The sequence below is a fragment of the Hydrogenophaga intermedia genome, from assembly GCF_023715105.1.
Taxonomy (GTDB): domain Bacteria; phylum Pseudomonadota; class Gammaproteobacteria; order Burkholderiales; family Burkholderiaceae_C; genus Hydrogenophaga; species Hydrogenophaga intermedia_A.
The window spans coordinates 91,070-107,091 of record NZ_JAMBNO010000003.1; the positions used below are offsets into that span (position 1 = coordinate 91,070).

Here is a 16,022-nt window from a genome sequence, read left to right on the forward strand (position 1 = left end):
TTCATGCTGCTCCGTCGCTCTCATCCGAGCCAACGCTTGCGCCGGCGGTAGTGCTTGACTTCCCGGAAGCTCCTGCGGACGCCTTCGCGGTCGAGTCCCAGGTAGAACTCGCGCACGTCCTCGTTGGATCGAAGTTCGGCTGCGTCGCCTTCGAGAACGATGCGCCCGCCTTCCATCACGTACCCGTAGTCGGCGATCTCGAGGGCCACCCGCGTGTTCTGCTCCACGATGAGAAGCGCCAGCCCCTGCGCCCGCAGCCGGTGCAGCACAGCGAACACCTCCTCGATCATGCGCGGCGCCAGCCCGAGCGAAGGCTCGTCGATCAGCATCAGGCGCGGCTCGGCCATGATGGCGCGGCCGATCACCAGCATCTGCTGCTCTCCGCCGGAGAGATAGCCGGCCGTCCGCGAGCGCAGATCGGCCAGCCGCGGAATGGCTGCGAACACCGCATCGAGCGCGCGCCGCATCGCCGAAGACGACCGGAACATGTGCCCGCCGATGACGAGGTTCTGCTCCACCGTCATGTGCGGCAGCACCCGCCGGCCTTCCATCACGTGGACCAGGCCGGCACGCACGATGTCGGCGGTGTCTTGTCCGCGGATCGCGCGGCCCTCGAAGTTGATTCCCCCGGCCGAGACACGGCCGTCGTCGGAGCCGATCACTCCGGAGATCGCCTTCAGCGTGGTGCTCTTGCCGGCGCCGTTCGCGCCGAGCAGCGCGACGCATCCGCCGGGGCCTACCCGGAGCGACACTCCCTTGAGCGCGAGGATCACCTCCGCGTAGAGCACCTCGACGTTCGACAGCGCCAGCAGCGGAGGGGACGGAGACGCACCGTTTGTCTGCCGCGTGCCTGCCCCGTCGGACATGGCTTCAACATAGGCCGCCTCGCTGCCGGTCCTCATGGGCTCACCACTTCGGAATGGCCGGAACGGCCACATCCCCCGCTGCACGGACGACCTTCCCGTCCTTCATCGTCGCGATGTTCACCTTCGCGTTGCCGGTGGGAAACGGGTTTTCCGGGGAGAAGTCGATGCCCGGCAACAAGCCCATCAGTTCTGCGCCGCTGAACTGTTTTCCGAGCAGCGCAGCATGCACGGCGTCGCCGGTGACCGCGGGCCCCTTGGCCTTCACGACCGCCTCGATGGTGCGGACCGTTGTGACGGCCTGCGCCAGCCCCATGGTGGTCATCGCATTCCAACCGGACTTCAGCCCGTACTTTTCCTGCAGCATCCGGTAGAAGCGGCGTGCCGCACTGTCGTCCTCGCTGGCGTCGGCGATCGCACCAACCTCGTAATCACCCGCGAAGGCGTTGGGGTTGCCCATGGCCTTCGACGATGCAAGCACGCCGTTGTGCAGCGACAGCACGATCGGGATGTTCTTCCCCAGGGCTTGCAGGGCCCGCTTGGTCGCCACCGCCTGGGCGGTGTTCGTCTGGATCACGATCACGTCGGTGCCGGCATTGGCCAAGCGGCGGATCTGCAACGTCAGGTCCGCGGGTTGGACCTCGGTCCAGATCGCCTCGACAAATGTGGCCTTGTCCGGGTTCGACTTGGTGTACGCCTGCAGGCCCTTGGCCATGTCGGCATAAGCGGGTGTGGCTTCCGACGTGATGATGGCCACTTTCACGGGACGTTTGCTCTCCAGCCGCGTGCTGCGGAACCACTCGAGGAACGCCGCCGCCTCGTGCGGATAGGTCGGCCGCAGGTTCAGCGCCCACTGCCCGGGTTTCCAGCCGAATCCGTAGGCCGCCGTCCCGAACAGCATGGGCACCTTGTCTTCGGGCAAGCGTTGCTGCAGTGCAGCGGCGTCAGGGCCGCCGAGGCCCAGCACCGCGACGGGCTTCAACTCCGCCTTGATGCCGGGCCACAGACTCGCCGTCTGCGCCACGTCGTAGCGCGTGTCGTAGGTCTTCATGGCAACGCGGACCTTGAGCGACTCGCCCACTTCCTTGTTCCACCAATCGATCACTGCCTGGCGCCCGCCCTGCATTTCGTTCATCACGTTGGCGTAAGGACCCGCGAAGTCCGCCATGGCTGCGACGTTGATCGTGGTCTGTGCTTGCGCCGCGGCAAACGGCAGTGCGGCGGCGAGCGCAGCGAAACTGCGGGCCAGAAGGGTGCGTCTTTGCATGAATGCTCCTCGGTGGTGGATGCTGCGCGGCAGCGGTGCTTGCGTGGTTAGTGCGGGAACGGCCACAGCCGGTAACTCGCCTTGGCAATGTTCCAGCGGTGCATGAGACCCTTGGGCTCCAGCAGGAGAAAGGCGACGATGATCGCTCCCAGGAAGACGTTCATGCTTGCGAAAACAAAGTCCGAGCTCAGTGCGGGAACGCGCTCGACCAGATCGGGGCCGACCGTGGTGATCGTTTCCTGAACTGCGCGGATCAGCAAAGTGCCGACGAGCGCGCCGACGATCGATCCCATTCCGCCGACGATCATCATCGCGATGAACCAGATCGAATGGAACAGCGTGAACTGGTCCACCGAGACAAAGCGGATCTGATACGCCCACAAGGCGCCGCCGATGCCGGCGTAGAACGCGCCGACGATGAACGCGCGGGCCTTGGTCGCGGGCACGTCGATTCCCATCATCGCGGCGGCGACATCGTCGTCCCGCACCGCCACGAAGGAGCGCCCATGGCGGCTGCGCACGATGCCGAAAGCACCGAAGATCATCACTGCGGCACCAAGGAGGAACAGCGCGTACAGCTTCCGGTCGCTGTCGAGGACCAGGGGCCCGACGGCCGCGGGCTGCAGGCTGAAGCCGTTGACGCCCCCCAGCCATGACGAGGGCAGGTTGAGCACGACGAACACGAACAGGAACTGCGCGGCGATCGTCGTCAGCGCCAGGTAGAAGCCCTTGATGCGCGCTGCAGTCAGCCCAAACGCCCAGCCGACCAGGGCCGCCAGGATGCCTCCGATCGGCACGGCCGCCCAGAATGGCAGGCCGAGCCTCACCTCCATGGCGGCAGCCCCGTAGGCCCCCACCCCCATGAAGGCCGCCTGCCCGAGGTTGATTTGTCCTGCGTACCCGGTCGTGATCTGCAGCCCGACGACGACGATCGCCGTGACGAGCATCAGATTGGCCACTGCGACCAGGCGCGGCGACGCGAACCATGGAAACAGGACCAAGGCCAGGACGAACAGCCCCAGTGCGGTCCATTGTGCGCGCGTTCGCACCAGTGAACTGTCCTGTTCGTAGCGTGTGAAGAAGATGCCGGAGGGATCCATGGCTCAGACTCGTTCGATGCGCCGCCAGCCGAACATCCCCGTGGGACGCACGATCAGGACGCCCAGCATGAAGATGTAGGGGACGACGGAAGCGGCGTTGCCGCCGATCAGTGGGTCGACATAAGCAGCGGTGAGACCCTGGACGACACCGACGATCAGGCCTGCCAGCAGCAGGCCCCGCAGCGACTCGAGCCCCGCGAGAAGCGCGACGGGCAGCGAGGCGAAGCCCACCTCGGACGACAGGAAAGTGAGCGACTTGCCGCTGAGGTAGACGACGGAGGCGACCACCGACATGACCCCACCCAAAGCCCACGCAAAGGCGATGGACCGGCGCACGCTGATCCCCATGGAAAGCGCGATCTGGTGGTCTTCGGCCACGGCCGACATCGCCAGTCCGGCGCGACTGCGATTGAAGAACCAATGCAGGCCGAAGGCAAACAGCACGGCCAGAACGCCGGCGGCCAGCAGCGGGCGGGGAACGATCATTTCGCCGACGATGATCGGTTGCAGCGGGATCAGGACCGGGAACGCGCGTTCCTGCGGTCCCCAGATCACGAGCACCAGGCCACGCATCAGGATCAGCAGGCCGATGGTGACCATGACCATTGAAAACACGGACTCGCCGATCAGCCGGCGGAACAGCAGCCGCTCGATCGCAAGACCCACGAGGACCGAGATGGCCACGGCCGCTCCGAGTCCGATCGCAGGGTGCATTCCCCGGGAGGCGATGGCCCACCAGACCAGGAAGGCTCCAAGCACCAGCATCTCGCCCACGGCCATGTTGAAGACCTTGCTGGCGCGGTAGATGACAACGAAGCCCATCGCGACCAGGGCGTAGAGCAGGCCGAGAAGGGCGCCGTTGAGGGCGTAGTTGAAGAACTCGATGATCATCGCGATGGCCCGCTCTCGATGTCGGTCACAGCCACGCGGGCGCGCAACACGCCTTGGCGTCCGTCCTGGTACGTCACCGGAATGCTGCAGTCGATCTCCGCCGCCCCGGCGTAGAGCCCCTCGATCAGCGGCCTGTAGCGATGTTCCAGGAACTCGCGGCGCAGCTTTCGCGTGCGCGTCAGCTCGCCTTCGTCGGCGTCGAGTTCCTTTGGGAAGTTGGCAAAGCGCACCACCCGGGACGCTGGGGGCAGCAGCGTATTGATGCGCCTGATTTCGTCGCGGACCAAGCCAAGTATCTCGGGGCGCTGGGACAGGTCGGTGAATGTCGAGAAGGCGATACGCCGCTCCTCGGCCCACCGTGAAGCCACGGCCATGTCGATGTTGATCAGCGCGCCAACCCACGGTCGCGAAGCATCGCCGAGCACCATCACGTCCTTGATGAAGGGCGAAAAGCGCAGTCGGGTCTCGATGAACTGCGGCGGGTAGGAATGTCCGTTGGCGAGTTTGACAAGGTGCTCGATGCGGTCTAGGAATACCAGCTCGCCGCTGCTGGTGCGTTGCACGGCGTCACCGCTGGCAAACCAGCCGTCGCGGTCGAGCGCGGCCGTCTTGTCCGGCTTGCGCCAGTAGCCCAGGAAGCCGGTGCCGCCACGCAGCAGCAATTCGCCGCTGCTTTCGATGCGCGCCTGGAGCTGCTCGCCGTACGCCGGATCCACATCCAGCAGCGGTCCCACTGTCTCCAGGTCGTACCGGGTGCCGCGATGGCCGGCCACCAAACCGAACTCGGAGCAGCCGTAGATGTTGCGCAGCGGAACGCCGAGCGCATGGAACAGGCGGAAGACATCGGGCGCCATCGCCGTGCCACCCGACACCGCGACCCGCGAGCGCAGGAAACCGAACTGGTCGCGCACCGCGTGCAGGCACATTGCTTCGGCCAGGGGCAGCAGCACACGCGCGCCGAGGGGCGCCGCGCGGCCTTCGAGCCTCGCCACGCGCACCGCATGGCCCACCGCCACACTCCAACGGTAGATCGCCCTGGGCACACGGCTTGCGTGCAGCATGCGCGCCTCGATGGTGGCCGCGATGCTCTCCCACTGGCGGGGACCGAAGAGCACGATGTGGGGCGACAGCTCACGCAGATTCGGCAGCACCTGGTCGGGCCCTTCGGGGAAGTTGACGACCAGAGGCACTGTCAGGCCCAGTGTCACCCCGAGCAGCTGCTCCGTGATCCAGGCCAGCGGCGTATACGACAGGTATTCCATGCCTGCTTCGAGCTGCAGCGCGCTTCGCATGCGCGTGGCGTTGTCCACGAGCCAGCGGTGGCTGATCATCACCCCCTTGGGTTTGCTTGTGGTTCCGGACGTGTAGGTCAGGAGTGCCAGATCGTCGATCTGCCCGGATGCGACCTGCTCGTAGAAGCGGCGCGGGTCGCGCTGGTGCTCCCTGCGACCGGCCGCCATGAGGCTGTCGAAACTGTGCAGCAGGTCGTGCCTGTACGACCACATGCCCGAGTCGTCCCAGTAAGCCACTCCGCGCAGGTCCGTCAGCCCCGGCGCGATGTGCAGGGCCTTGTCGACCTGTTCCTGGTCCTGCGCGAAGATCATGCGGGCTTGCGAATCGTCGCAAAGGTATTGAAGCTCCTCGGCAGTGGCGTCGGGGTACACGGAAACGGTCTTCATGCCGAGCGACTGCGCTGCGAAGAGTGCCCAGTAGTGCTCCGGCTCGTTCTCCCCGACCACCACAACGGTGTCGCCGCGCGACAGGCCCAGCGTCGCGGCGCCTAGCGCCAGCATCCGGACCTTCTCGGCAAGATCGGCCCAGGTGTGGCAGCGCCAGATGCCCTTGCGCTTGACGCGCTGGGCCAGGTCACCCGGCCGCGACTGCGCGTGCGCCACCAACATTTGCGGCAGCGTCTGCCCTCTTGCCGCGGCGCGGGACCGGGCGGATGCGCTGGCGGGAGGGCTCGTCGCCCCGATGGCCTTGTGGACGGCAAGCGGCGGCGCGCTCATGCAGCCGCTCCCAGATAGGCCTGGATCACCGCCGGGTCGGACTGCACCTGTCCCGGTGTGCCGTCGGCGATCTTGCGCCCGAAGTCCAGCACGGCGATGCGGTCGGCGAGGTCCATCACCACCCCCATGTCGTGCTCGACCAGCACGACGGGGATGGCTCGTGCCTCTCGCACGTCGATGACGAAGCGCGCCAGATCCTCCTTCTCCTCCGTGTTCATCCCGGCCATCGGCTCGTCCATCAGCAAAACCTTGGGTTCCATGGCCAGCGCGCGGCCGAGGTCCACGCGCTTGCGCAGCCCGTACCCCAGCGAGCCCACCGCCTGGTGGCGGATGTTCTCGATCTCCAGGAATTCGATGATGTCCTCCGCTATCTCGCGGTGCCGCGCCTCCTCGCGTTGGCTCCACGGAAAATAGACAAAGGCCTGCAGGAGCCCCGAGTGCATGTGCGCGTGACGGCCGATGAGGATGTTGTCGAGCACGCTCATGTGGGGGAAAAGGTGGGTGCCCTGGAACGTGCGCACGACGCCGTCCCGGGCGATCTCGTGCACGGCTCGGGCCCGGGTGTCCCGGCCCTCGTAGCTCACCCGTCCCACTTGCGGGCGATAGAAGCCGCTGAGGACGTTCAGCAGCGAGCTCTTCCCTGCGCCGTTGGGCCCGATCACGGCGAGCATTTCGTCGGGGCGGACTTCGAGGCTCACTTCCGACAGCGCCGTGACACCACCGAATCGCAGCGTGATGCCCTCGGCCCGCAGCACCGCCGTTGAGCGCTTCTTGACGGAGGTCGACACTGCCGCGGACATCAGGAGAAGGCGTTGAGACCCGTCAGCGCCCGACCGATGATCAGCTTCTGAATCTCGGTCGTGCCGTCGGGAATCGTCATCATCCGCGCGTTGCGGAACAGCAGTTCGACACCGAAATCCTTCGTGATGCCGTTGCCGCCGTGGATCTGGACCGCCTTGGAGGCGACGTCGACCGCGATTTCCGTCGCGTAGCACTTGGCCATGGCGCTTTCGACCTCGGATCGCACTCCGTGGTCGATCAGGTTGAAAGCGCGGTAGACGAGCAGGCGCGCCGCGTCGAGTTCGATCGCGGCGTCGGCCAGCATGCCCTGGATCAGCTGGTGCTGTCCGATGGGCTTGCCGTGCTGCCGACGCTCCTTGGCATAAGCGAGCGCCTTGTCCAGCGCCGCCTGCGCGATGCCTACCGAGGTGAGGCCGACCATCGGTCGCGCCTTTTCGAACAGCACCAGGGTGTTCTTCAGCCCGGTGCCGGCGGTGATCAGCATGTTGGCGGCGGGGACGCGGACGTCGTCGAAGAAGAGCTGGGCCGTCGAGGTGCTGTTCAGCCCCAGCTTGTCTATGTTGCGGCTTTCATATCCGTGCTCCGCACGGTCGACGAGGATCATCGACAGTCCCCGCGCGCCCTCGTCGGCCGTGCGAACGATGACCATGCAGAAGTCCGAGTAGTGGCCGTTGGAGATCCAGGTCTTCTCGCCGCTGACCACGAAGTGGTCGCCGTCGGCGCGCGCACGGCAGGTGACTTCGGCCACGTTGGATCCCACGCCGGGCTCGCTGATGCCGCTGCAGGCGATGATCTCCGCCCGCAGCATTCGCGGCAGGTATTTCTGCCGCATCGCCTCGTTGCTGCACACCTCGAGCGAGTAGGCGCCCAGCTGCTGGATCAGCAGCGAGATGGCGACGTCCCCCGACAACCGCGCGAGCCGCTCATACATCATCGCGTAAGTCAGCCACGGCATGCCCATGCCCCCGTGCCCCTCGGAGATCAGTCCGTTGCCGCCCATGCCGTAGGGCAGCATCATGCGGAAGATCTCGAGCATCTGCTCCTTCTCGATCAGTTTGTCGGGCTGGTAGCGCCGCACGATGGGCGAGAGCTTCGTGTCGAGGAATCGGTTGAATCCCTCCACGGCGAGGCGTTGTTCGTCTGTCGGCAGAAAGTTCATGAAGCGGCCCTGAGGGTTGGTGCGGCGTCGTCAACGCGCGCTCATCCGCGCACCCGCATCGATGTGCAGGCAGGTGGCATTGATGTAAGGGTTGGCGACGATGCTGCGCACCAGTTGTGCCAGCTCCTGCGGACGGCCCATGCGGCGCGGGAAAAGAATCATGCGGTCCACAATGGCCTGCGCCACCTTCTTCGGCAGCCCGGCCACCATCGGAGTGTCGAACAGCCCCGGCGCCACTGCGACGCAGCGGATGCCGTGTTCGGCAAGGTCACGGGCCACGGGCAGCGTCAGGCCGATGACGCCAGCCTTGCTGGCGGCGTAGGCTGCCTGTCCCATCTGGCCGTCGTGCGCCGCGCCCGACGAGAGGTTGACGATGACGCCGCGTTCGTCGCCATCAGGCTCGTTCCGAGTCATGGCCACGGCGGCGAGCCGCAGGACGTTGAAGGTGCCGGTCAGGTTCACGGCGATCACCTTGTCCCAGGTCGACAGCGGGAATGGCTTGCCGTCGGCGACAGTCCTTGCTGCATCGGGCACGCCGGCGCAATTGACGCAGATGTGGATGGCGCCGAACTCCCCGAGTGCGCGATCGATGCCTGCCTGTACCTGCGCCTCGCTGGTCACGTCGACGGCCACGAACAGGGCGGCAGGGCCCGCAGCGGCCGCGAAATCGGCGCCCCGCTCTGCATCGCGGTCGAACAGTACGACGCGAGCACCGGCAAGCAGCAATGCCTCGGCGACCGCGCGGCCCAACCCGGACGCGGCACCGGTGACCAGAGCGACCTTGGAGGAAATGTTCACGGGGGCTTTCGCGTCAGCGACCCAGGATGGTGATGGCGCAGACGGCTTCCTCGATGCCGTACAGGCCGCCGCCGTTCTCCGCGATGGCGAGCCGTGCGCCCTGCACCTGGCGCTTGCCGGCCTCGCCGCGCAACTGGGTGACCAGTTCGTGCAACTGGCCCAGGCCGGTGGCGCCGATCGGGTGGCCCTTGGACTCAAGTCCGCCCGAGGTGTTGACCGGGATACGCCCCCCGATCGTGGTGGCGCCGCTTTCGGCCAGTCGGCCGCCGGCACCGAACTCGCAGAAGCCGAGGTTCTCCGTCTGCACGATCTCGCCGATCGCCGTGGCGTCGTGCACTTCGGCCACCGAGATGTCCTGTGGCCCGACGCCTGCACGTTCGTAGGCGAGCCGGGATGCCTGAACCGTCACGTGGTTCGAAACCTCCTCGGGCCGGCGCGTCGTTCCGGTGGCGACCACCGAGGCAAGCACGCGGATCGCGCGGCGCCGTTCGGCGATGCGCGCGAGCGCGGCTTCGGAACAGACCAGCGCGGCGGCGGCCCCGTCACTGATCGGAGCGCACATCGGCAGCGTCAGCGGGTAGGTGATCGGTGGTGCGGCCAGGATCTCGTCGACCGTGTAGGCTGTTCGGTACTGCGCCAGAGGGTTGTGGACCGAGTGCCCATGGTTCTTCGATGCCACTGCGGCGAACTGCCGCTGGGTGGTGCCGAACTCGCGCATGTGGAAACGCCCGAACGCGGCATAGATGTCCATGAAAAGACTGTACGGGGCCTTGGACGCGCTCCCTGCCGGCGGCTCGACGCCTTGCCCCATCTGCAACAGCGTGGACTTGTTGGCATCCACCTGGTGAACGTCCCAGGCGCCGTCGAAGACGCTGAACATCTTCGCCTTGTCGGCGCAGAACATTTTCTCCGCGCCGACGGCCAGTGCAATCTCGACCTCGCCGGCGCGCACCGCCTGCACGGCGAGGTTGAATGCCGAACTGGCGCTGGCGCAGGCGTTCTCCAGGTTGTAGATCGGAATGGACTCGAAGCCCATGCTGCGCAGCGCGACCTGGCCGCGCACCATGGTCTGGCCCTCCAGCACGCCCTGCGTAGCGTTGGAGTAGAAGGCCGACTGGACGTCGCCGGCGGACAGGCCGGCGTCGGCAAGCGCGGCGGTGACCGCGTCGGCGGTGAGTTGCTTGATGCTGCGGTCGAGGAACTTGCCGGTCGGCGTCATGCCAATGCCGGCGATGTACACAGCGGGTCGAGGGGTTGTCATGTCTCGGTTTCTGCGTTCGTGCCCGGGATCAGTAGCCCCTGAACTCCGGCTTGCGCTTGCCGACGAAGGCCTCCAATCCTTCCGCGAGGTCGTGTGAATGGCGATGCGCTTCCAGCACGAGGCGCTCCATCCGGAGGGCGGCCGCCTGCGGCTGCTCGAGGCCGTCGGCCACCGCCTGCTTCATGCGACGCAGTACCAGCGGGCTCTTGCTGGCGATTCTCGCAGCCAGCTTCTCGGCCTCCGCCAGCAGCAGTGCGTCGGGCACGACGCGGTTGATCAGGCCCAGCGGCACAAGCTCCGCGGCGGACATCGTGTCACCGGTGAACAGCAGGTATTTGGCCGCGGGGGCGCCGATGCGCCGCGGCAAGACTGCCGCGCCCCCGGCGCCCGGAAAGACGCCGAAATTGACATGCGCGTCGCCGATGCGCGCGCTTTCGGCGGCGAGGATCAGGTCGCAGGCCATTGCCAGTTCGAGCCCGCCCGCCATGGTGAGGCCGTTGAGCGCCGCGATGGTCACCTTGGGAACGGCGCGCAGGCGTTCCATCATGCCGGCGGCGAGTTCGAGGAACTTCAGCAGAGGATCATCTGCCGCGCCCCGTATGCTGGTGTGCTCCGACAATCCCTTGAGGTCGGCTCCGGCACAAAAGGCGCGTCCCGAGCCGGTCAGGACCACCACGCGAATGGCGGCGTCGCTTTCGATGCGCTCGACGGCCGCCAGCAGCTCGGCGCACATCGTGTCAGACAACGCATTCATCGCGTCGGGGCGATCCAACGTGATCCAGGCGACACCGGCGCGCTGCTCCACGCGAATGGTGGTCGTCGCGGACATTTCGCCGGCCCCGGCCTTCATCACTTCCACAGCGGGCATTTGGATTCCTCCTTGGTGGTGAATGCCTCGGCGCCAGGAATGCGATCGCCACCCTTGAAGTAATCCCACGGGTATTTCGACTCTGCAGGCGACTTGACCTGCCGCAGGTACAGGTCGCTCACCATCCTGCCGTCCGGCCGAATCACACCGCTCGGAGTCAGCATGTCCCTGATCGGCGCAGCCTTCATGTGCGCGATCACCTTGTCCGAACCGTCGGTGCCCGAGGCCTTCACCGATGCGAGGTAATGCGCGGTGGCCGAATAGCCGGATGCCTGAATCGCGTTGGGCATCTTCTTCATTTTCTCGAAGTAGCGCTTCGACCATGCGCGCGATTTTTCGTTCTGGTCCCAGTACCAGCTGTCCGTCAGGTACATGCCCTGCGCGAGATCCAGTCCGAGAGCGTGGATGTCGTTCACGAACAGGATCAGGCCCGCCATCTTCATTGTCTTGGTGACGTTGAAGTCCCTCGCCGCCTTGATGGCATTGACGGTGTCGGCCCCGGCGTTTGCCAGGCCGAGAACTTGCGCCTTCGATGACTGTGCCTGCAGCAGAAAAGACGCAAAGTCCGATGCGGAAAGAGGGTGCCTGACACTGCCGAGGACAGTGCCACCGCTGGCCTTCACGACGTCGGACGTGTCCTTTTCGAGCGAGGAGCCGAAGGCGTAGTCGGCCGTGAGGAAGTACCAGGACTTTCCGCCTTGCTTGACAACGGCCGACCCCGTTCCTCTGGCGAGCGCGACGGTGTCATACCCGTAGTGGATGGTGTACGGGTTGCACTCCTCGTTGGTGAGCCGCGCCGTCCCGGTGCTGACGACGAGCAGGGGGCGCCTTTTTTCGTGCGCTACCCTGGCGACCGCCAAGGCCGCGCTCGAGTTCGTAGCTGCCACCAGGAGGTCGACTCCCTCCTTGTCGACCCACTCGCGTGCCTTGCTGGCCGCGATGTCCGGCTTGTTCTGGTAATCCCCGGCAATCAGTTCGATCCTCTTGCCGTTGACCAATCCGCCCGCGTCAGTGATCGCCATTTTCATGGCTTCGATCACGCCCTGGCCCGTCACGTCAGCGTAGAGACTGGTGAGGTCCACCACCAGGCCGATCTTGACGATGCCGTCGGAGATCTGCGCCGTGCACGGAGCGGAAACGGCCAGGGCCGCCAAGGCACCTGCAACTGATTTCTTGATGGAGTGCATGCTGTAACTTGCTCTCGGTAAATCGGCGCAATCGAGACTGATGCCGGGCAGATCCGCAAATGGAGCTCGCGCCGCCAAACGCGGCGCAACGACGCGACGGCACTTGAGCGGGCAACTCTAGTCCCGACTTGCCTACCTGTCAATTGTTAGGTAGATTCCTCGCATGACGATCGCAGCGAGCGGTGCAACCTTTCAGTTCAGCGTGGCGGACGCGCTGACCAAGCATGCCGCGCTGCGCCCGGAGGTCATCGCTGTCGAGGATGCGGCGAAGGGCCTCAGTTACCGCGAGCTGAACACCCGCGTGAATCGGCTGGCCCACGCGCTCCTCGCGCATGGCGTGAAGCGGGGCGACCGGGTAGCGATACTTTCCGAAAATTGCATCCCGTATATCGAGCTGGAACTCGCAGCCGCGAAGCTGGGCGTGATCGTCCCCTGCCTGAACTGGCGGTTGTCTGCAGGTGAATTGAGCCACTGCATAGGGCTGACGTCCCCGGCGATGATCTTCGTATCGGACCGGTTCGCGGCCGCGCTGCAACGCGCGGCCCACAGCGTTGCTCGTGTCGTCCACATCGAGCGGGAATACGAGGGCCTGCTGGCCGCGTCGCTCGATGAGGAGCCGACCGGACACGTGGACCCCGAAGAAGGCCTCGTGATTCTCTACACCAGTGGCACCACCGGGCTGCCGAAGGGGGCGGTGATCAGCCAGCGCGCCATGATGGCGCGGGCCATGTGCTTCGCGGTGCAATACGGCATCGGGCCGGACGACAGCTATGTCGCGTGGTCGCCGTTCTTTCATATGGCAGCCACCGATTTCAGCCTGGCGACATTGATCATCGGCGGCAAGGTCATCGTGCAGGACGGCCTGGACGTCGACCGGCTGTGCGCCACGATCCAGCGGGAGCGCATCGGCTGGCTGGTGGCCATGCCCGGAATGATCGATGGCCTGATCGACGGCCTCCGCAGAAACGGCACCCGGCCGCGCGGCGTCAAATTGGTCGGTGCCATGGCCGATCTGGTCCCCCTGCAGCAGATCGCCGAGCTGACAAGGCTGCTGAACGCGCCCTACCTGAACAGTTTCGGCGCGACGGAGACGGGCTTGGCGCCGGCCTCTGCTGCGCTGCTCGCACCCGGCGTCCTGCCCACCAGCCTGGCCAAGCAGGAATCCGGATTCTGCCGCGTCCGCCTGGTCGATGCGGACGATCGCGATGTGCCCGTGGGAACGCCGGGTGAAGCCGCGCTGCGCGGTCCCACTCTTTTTTCGGGCTACTGGAATGCACCCGATGTGAATGCCCACGATTTTCGCGGAGGCTGGTTCCACATGGGGGACCTGTTCGTGCGGCACGACGATGGCACGCTCGATTTCGTGGACCGCGCGAAGTATCTGATCAAGTCCGGCGGGGAAAACATCTATCCGGCTGAAATCGAGCGTGTCCTGCTGGCTCACGAGGCTGTTGCCGACGCCGCGGTGGTGCGCCAGCGCGATGAGCGCTGGGGAGAGGTGCCGGTCGCTTTCGTCGCCTTCAAGCCCGGTGTCGACGCTGACACGGCCGCACTCGCCGCTTCCTGCCGTGAGCAATTGGCTGGCTACAAGGTGCCGAAGTCGTTCCGGGTCGTCGAAGTGGCCGCGTTTCCCCGCAGCAGCACCGGAAAGATTCAGCGGCACGAGATCGAGCGCATGTGGCTCGGCCCGCCGTCCTGACCAGGTAGCGGCCCCTCCGTCCGATTCCTCCTGTCCGCTCCAAATGGAACTCTCATGAAGAACACTGTCATTGTCGCCGGCGTCGGGATGGTCCCCTTCGCCAAGCCCGGGGCCAGCGAGCCTTACCATGTCATGGGCGAGAAGGCCACCCGGCTGGCCCTGCAGGACGCGGGCGTCGACTACAAGGCCGTTCAGCAGGCATTCGTGGGCTATGTCTATGGCGACTCGACCTGCGGGCAACGCGCGCTCTACCCGGTGGGAATGACTGGCATCCCGGTGCTCAATGTCAACAACAATTGCTCCACCGGATCGTCGGCGCTGTTCCTCGCACGCCAGGCGGTGCAGTCGGGGGCGGCCGATTGCGTGCTGGCACTGGGCTTCGAGCAGATGCAGCCGGGTGCGATCAGGGCGGCCTTCGCCGACCGCCCCACCCCCTTCGACGAGTTCGACCGGATCACCGACGAACTGGTCGGCCATCCCGAAATCCCGCTCGCGCTGCGCTACTTCGGGGGTGCCGGCAAGGCGCACATGGACAAGTACGGTACCCGGCTGGAGACTTTCGCGGCCATCCGCGCCAAGGCCAGCCGACATGCAGCAAACAACCCGCTCGCGCTGTTCCGCCAGGAGGTCAGCACCGAGGATGTCATGGCCTCGCCGATGCTGTGGGAAGGCGTGATGACGCGCCTCATGGCGTGCCCGCCGACCTGCGGCGCCGCAACTGCCGTGATCTGCTCGGAAGGGTTCGCGAAAAGGCACGGCTTGAACACCCGGGTCAGCATCGCGGCGCAGGCCATGACCACCGACTTCAGCAGCACCTTCGAATCGAAGGACATGATGCGCGTCGTCGGCTACGACATGGCGCGCGATGCCGCACGGCAGGTCTATGAGGCAGGGGGCATCGGCCCCGGCGACATCGACGTGGTGGAACTGCACGACTGCTTCGCGCAGAACGAGCTGATCACGTACGAGGGCCTGGGCCTGTGTCCGGAAGGTGGCGCCGAGAAGTTCGTGCGCGACGGCGACAACACTTACGGCGGCAAGGTGGTCACCAACCCATCGGGCGGCCTGCTGTCCAAGGGCCATCCGCTGGGCGCCACCGGACTGGCGCAGTGCTACGAGCTGACGCACCAGCTGCGCGGCACGGCCGACAAGCGACAGGTTGCCGGCGCGCGTGTGGCACTGCAACACAACCTGGGGCTGGGCGGCGCCTGCGTCGTGACGCTTTACGAGACCGCCTGAACGTGATCGACAAGAAGCATATCGGCTATGCGCCGCCGCCCATCCTCTGGGACGTGGAGAAGGGCCGTATCGCCTTCTTCGCCAAGGTGGTCGGGCTCACCGATCCAATCCACACCGACGAAGCCGCGGCCAAGGCAGCCGGCTTCCGCGGCATCGTCGCACCACCGACCTTCATCTTCGGCGCCCCCGGGGACTCGGGGGAGACGATGAAACTGATCGAGACACTGGAGATCGACCTCGGCAAGGTGCTGCACGGTGAGCAGCGTTTCGACTACCACGGGCCCGTTTGCGCCGGCGACACGCTTCGTTTCCAGACGAGGGTCAGCGACATCTACGACAAGAAGGGTGGCGCACTGGAATTCGTCGTAAACGACACGACGGTCACGAACCAGTTCGGCGAGCATGTCGCCGATCTGCATGCGGTCATCGTCGTGCGCCACGGATGAAGGAATGGCAATGACATTCAACCCCCAGCAGGTCGCCATCGGCGACGCGATGCCGGTGCTGCAGCTGCCGCCAATCAGCCGGACCACGCTGGCACTGTTCGCAGGCGCGTCGGGCGACCACAATCCCATCCACATCGACATCGACTTCGCCCGCAAGGCCGGCATGAAGGACGTCTTCGCCCACGGCATGTTGTCGATGGCCTACCTGGCCCGCGCGCTGACCCAATGGGTTCCGCAGCAGCGCATCCTGAGCTATGCGGTGCGCTTTGCCGCCATCACACACGTGGCCGACCGCGTGCAGTGCAGTGGCAAGGTGGTGGAGAAGCTGACCCGGGCGGGGCGCCCCTGCGCGCGCATTGAACTCATCGCCACCAAGCACAGCGGTGAAGTGACGCTGGCCGGAGAAGCGCTTGTGGCACTGGACTGACAGTTTC

The 16,022-nt window shown here is 65.8% G+C and carries 15 protein-coding genes; 4 read left to right on the forward strand and 11 right to left on the reverse strand.

Features of this window, described 5'->3' with window-relative positions:
* Positions 1 to 20 precede the first annotated feature (20 nt).
* Genes M3149_RS03740 through M3149_RS03790 form a run of 11 tightly spaced genes read right to left on the reverse strand, consistent with a single transcriptional unit; the run spans position 21 to position 12,204 of the window.
* Complete coding sequence (locus M3149_RS03740) at positions 21 to 866, reverse strand: ABC transporter ATP-binding protein (RefSeq protein WP_251708169.1); 846 nt, start codon at positions 864 to 866, stop codon at positions 21 to 23.
* A gap of 40 nt (positions 867 to 906) precedes the next feature.
* A complete protein-coding gene (locus tag M3149_RS03745) occupies positions 907 to 2,196 on the reverse strand; it encodes an ABC transporter substrate-binding protein (RefSeq protein WP_251708002.1) in 1,290 nt (429 codons plus the stop codon).
* Positions 2,178 to 3,230, reverse strand: coding sequence for a branched-chain amino acid ABC transporter permease (locus tag M3149_RS03750; protein WP_251708003.1), 1,053 nt, complete (start codon positions 3,228 to 3,230; stop codon positions 2,178 to 2,180). Before M3149_RS03750 ends, M3149_RS03745 begins: the two co-directional genes overlap by 19 nt.
* 3 nt (positions 3,231 to 3,233) lie before the next feature.
* Positions 3,234 to 4,121: a branched-chain amino acid ABC transporter permease gene (locus tag M3149_RS03755; RefSeq protein WP_251708004.1), complete on the reverse strand. Its 888-nt coding sequence runs from the start codon at positions 4,119 to 4,121 to the stop codon at positions 3,234 to 3,236.
* Positions 4,118 to 6,130 carry an AMP-dependent synthetase/ligase gene (locus tag M3149_RS03760; RefSeq protein WP_251708005.1) on the reverse strand — a complete coding sequence of 671 codons (2,013 nt, stop codon included), beginning with the start codon at positions 6,128 to 6,130 and terminating at the stop codon, positions 4,118 to 4,120. The genes M3149_RS03755 and M3149_RS03760 overlap by 4 nt, the downstream gene beginning before the upstream one ends.
* On the reverse strand, positions 6,127 to 6,930 hold the full coding sequence (locus tag M3149_RS03765) for an ABC transporter ATP-binding protein (protein ID WP_251708006.1): 804 nt from the start codon (positions 6,928 to 6,930) through the stop codon (positions 6,127 to 6,129). Before M3149_RS03765 ends, M3149_RS03760 begins: the two co-directional genes overlap by 4 nt.
* Positions 6,930 to 8,090 (reverse strand): acyl-CoA dehydrogenase family protein, encoded by a 1,161-nt coding sequence (locus M3149_RS03770; protein WP_251708007.1) that lies wholly within the window; start codon positions 8,088 to 8,090, stop codon positions 6,930 to 6,932. The genes M3149_RS03765 and M3149_RS03770 overlap by 1 nt, the downstream gene beginning before the upstream one ends.
* A gap of 30 nt (positions 8,091 to 8,120) precedes the next feature.
* Complete coding sequence (locus tag M3149_RS03775) at positions 8,121 to 8,888, reverse strand: SDR family NAD(P)-dependent oxidoreductase (RefSeq protein ID WP_251708008.1); 768 nt, start codon at positions 8,886 to 8,888, stop codon at positions 8,121 to 8,123.
* Between the two features lie 13 nt (positions 8,889 to 8,901).
* Positions 8,902 to 10,149 (reverse strand): thiolase family protein, encoded by a 1,248-nt coding sequence (locus M3149_RS03780; protein ID WP_251708009.1) that lies wholly within the window; start codon positions 10,147 to 10,149, stop codon positions 8,902 to 8,904.
* 28 nt (positions 10,150 to 10,177) lie between these two features.
* Entirely contained in the window at positions 10,178 to 10,978 is an 801-nt protein-coding gene (locus M3149_RS03785) for an enoyl-CoA hydratase/isomerase family protein (RefSeq protein ID WP_251708170.1), read from the reverse strand.
* Positions 10,979 to 10,998: 20 nt separating this feature from the next.
* Entirely contained in the window at positions 10,999 to 12,204 is a 1,206-nt protein-coding gene (locus tag M3149_RS03790; RefSeq protein WP_251708010.1) for an ABC transporter substrate-binding protein, read from the reverse strand.
* Positions 12,205 to 12,367: 163 nt separating this feature from the next.
* Between M3149_RS03790 and M3149_RS03795 the strand changes: the two genes are divergently transcribed.
* From M3149_RS03795 to M3149_RS03810, 4 genes are read left to right on the forward strand one after another with little or no spacing between them, the layout of a single operon-like run.
* Entirely contained in the window at positions 12,368 to 13,903 is a 1,536-nt protein-coding gene (locus tag M3149_RS03795) for a class I adenylate-forming enzyme family protein (RefSeq protein WP_251708011.1), read from the forward strand.
* 54 nt (positions 13,904 to 13,957) lie between these two features.
* Positions 13,958 to 15,142: a lipid-transfer protein gene (locus M3149_RS03800; RefSeq protein ID WP_251708012.1), complete on the forward strand. Its 1,185-nt coding sequence runs from the start codon at positions 13,958 to 13,960 to the stop codon at positions 15,140 to 15,142.
* 2 nt (positions 15,143 to 15,144) lie between these two features.
* Positions 15,145 to 15,588, forward strand: a complete 444-nt coding sequence (locus tag M3149_RS03805) for a MaoC family dehydratase N-terminal domain-containing protein (RefSeq protein WP_251708013.1) — start codon at positions 15,145 to 15,147, stop codon at positions 15,586 to 15,588.
* Positions 15,589 to 15,598: 10 nt separating this feature from the next.
* Positions 15,599 to 16,015: a MaoC family dehydratase gene (locus tag M3149_RS03810; protein ID WP_251708014.1), complete on the forward strand. Its 417-nt coding sequence runs from the start codon at positions 15,599 to 15,601 to the stop codon at positions 16,013 to 16,015.
* Positions 16,016 to 16,022: the final 7 nt, after the last annotated feature.

Excerpts from the sequence above, each read along its gene's own strand:
- M3149_RS03740 (WP_251708169.1), bottom strand. The coding sequence starts at position 866 with ATGTCCGACGGGGCAGGCACGCGGCAGACAAACGGTGCGTCTCCGTCC.
- M3149_RS03750 (WP_251708003.1), bottom strand. The coding sequence starts at position 3,230 with ATGGATCCCTCCGGCATCTTCTTCACACGCTACGAACAGGACAGTTCA.
- M3149_RS03755 (WP_251708004.1), bottom strand. The coding sequence starts at position 4,121 with ATGATCATCGAGTTCTTCAACTACGCCCTCAACGGCGCCCTTCTCGGC.
- M3149_RS03760 (WP_251708005.1), bottom strand. The coding sequence starts at position 6,130 with ATGAGCGCGCCGCCGCTTGCCGTCCACAAGGCCATCGGGGCGACGAGC.
- M3149_RS03765 (WP_251708006.1), bottom strand. The coding sequence starts at position 6,930 with ATGTCCGCGGCAGTGTCGACCTCCGTCAAGAAGCGCTCAACGGCGGTG.
- M3149_RS03770 (WP_251708007.1), bottom strand. The coding sequence starts at position 8,090 with ATGAACTTTCTGCCGACAGACGAACAACGCCTCGCCGTGGAGGGATTC.
- M3149_RS03780 (WP_251708009.1), bottom strand. The coding sequence starts at position 10,149 with ATGACAACCCCTCGACCCGCTGTGTACATCGCCGGCATTGGCATGACG.
- M3149_RS03785 (WP_251708170.1), bottom strand. The coding sequence starts at position 10,978 with ATGTCCGCGACGACCACCATTCGCGTGGAGCAGCGCGCCGGTGTCGCC.
- M3149_RS03790 (WP_251708010.1), bottom strand. The coding sequence starts at position 12,204 with ATGCACTCCATCAAGAAATCAGTTGCAGGTGCCTTGGCGGCCCTGGCC.
- M3149_RS03795 (WP_251708011.1), top strand. The coding sequence starts at position 12,368 with ATGACGATCGCAGCGAGCGGTGCAACCTTTCAGTTCAGCGTGGCGGAC.
- M3149_RS03800 (WP_251708012.1), top strand. The coding sequence starts at position 13,958 with ATGAAGAACACTGTCATTGTCGCCGGCGTCGGGATGGTCCCCTTCGCC.
- M3149_RS03810 (WP_251708014.1), top strand. The coding sequence starts at position 15,599 with ATGACATTCAACCCCCAGCAGGTCGCCATCGGCGACGCGATGCCGGTG.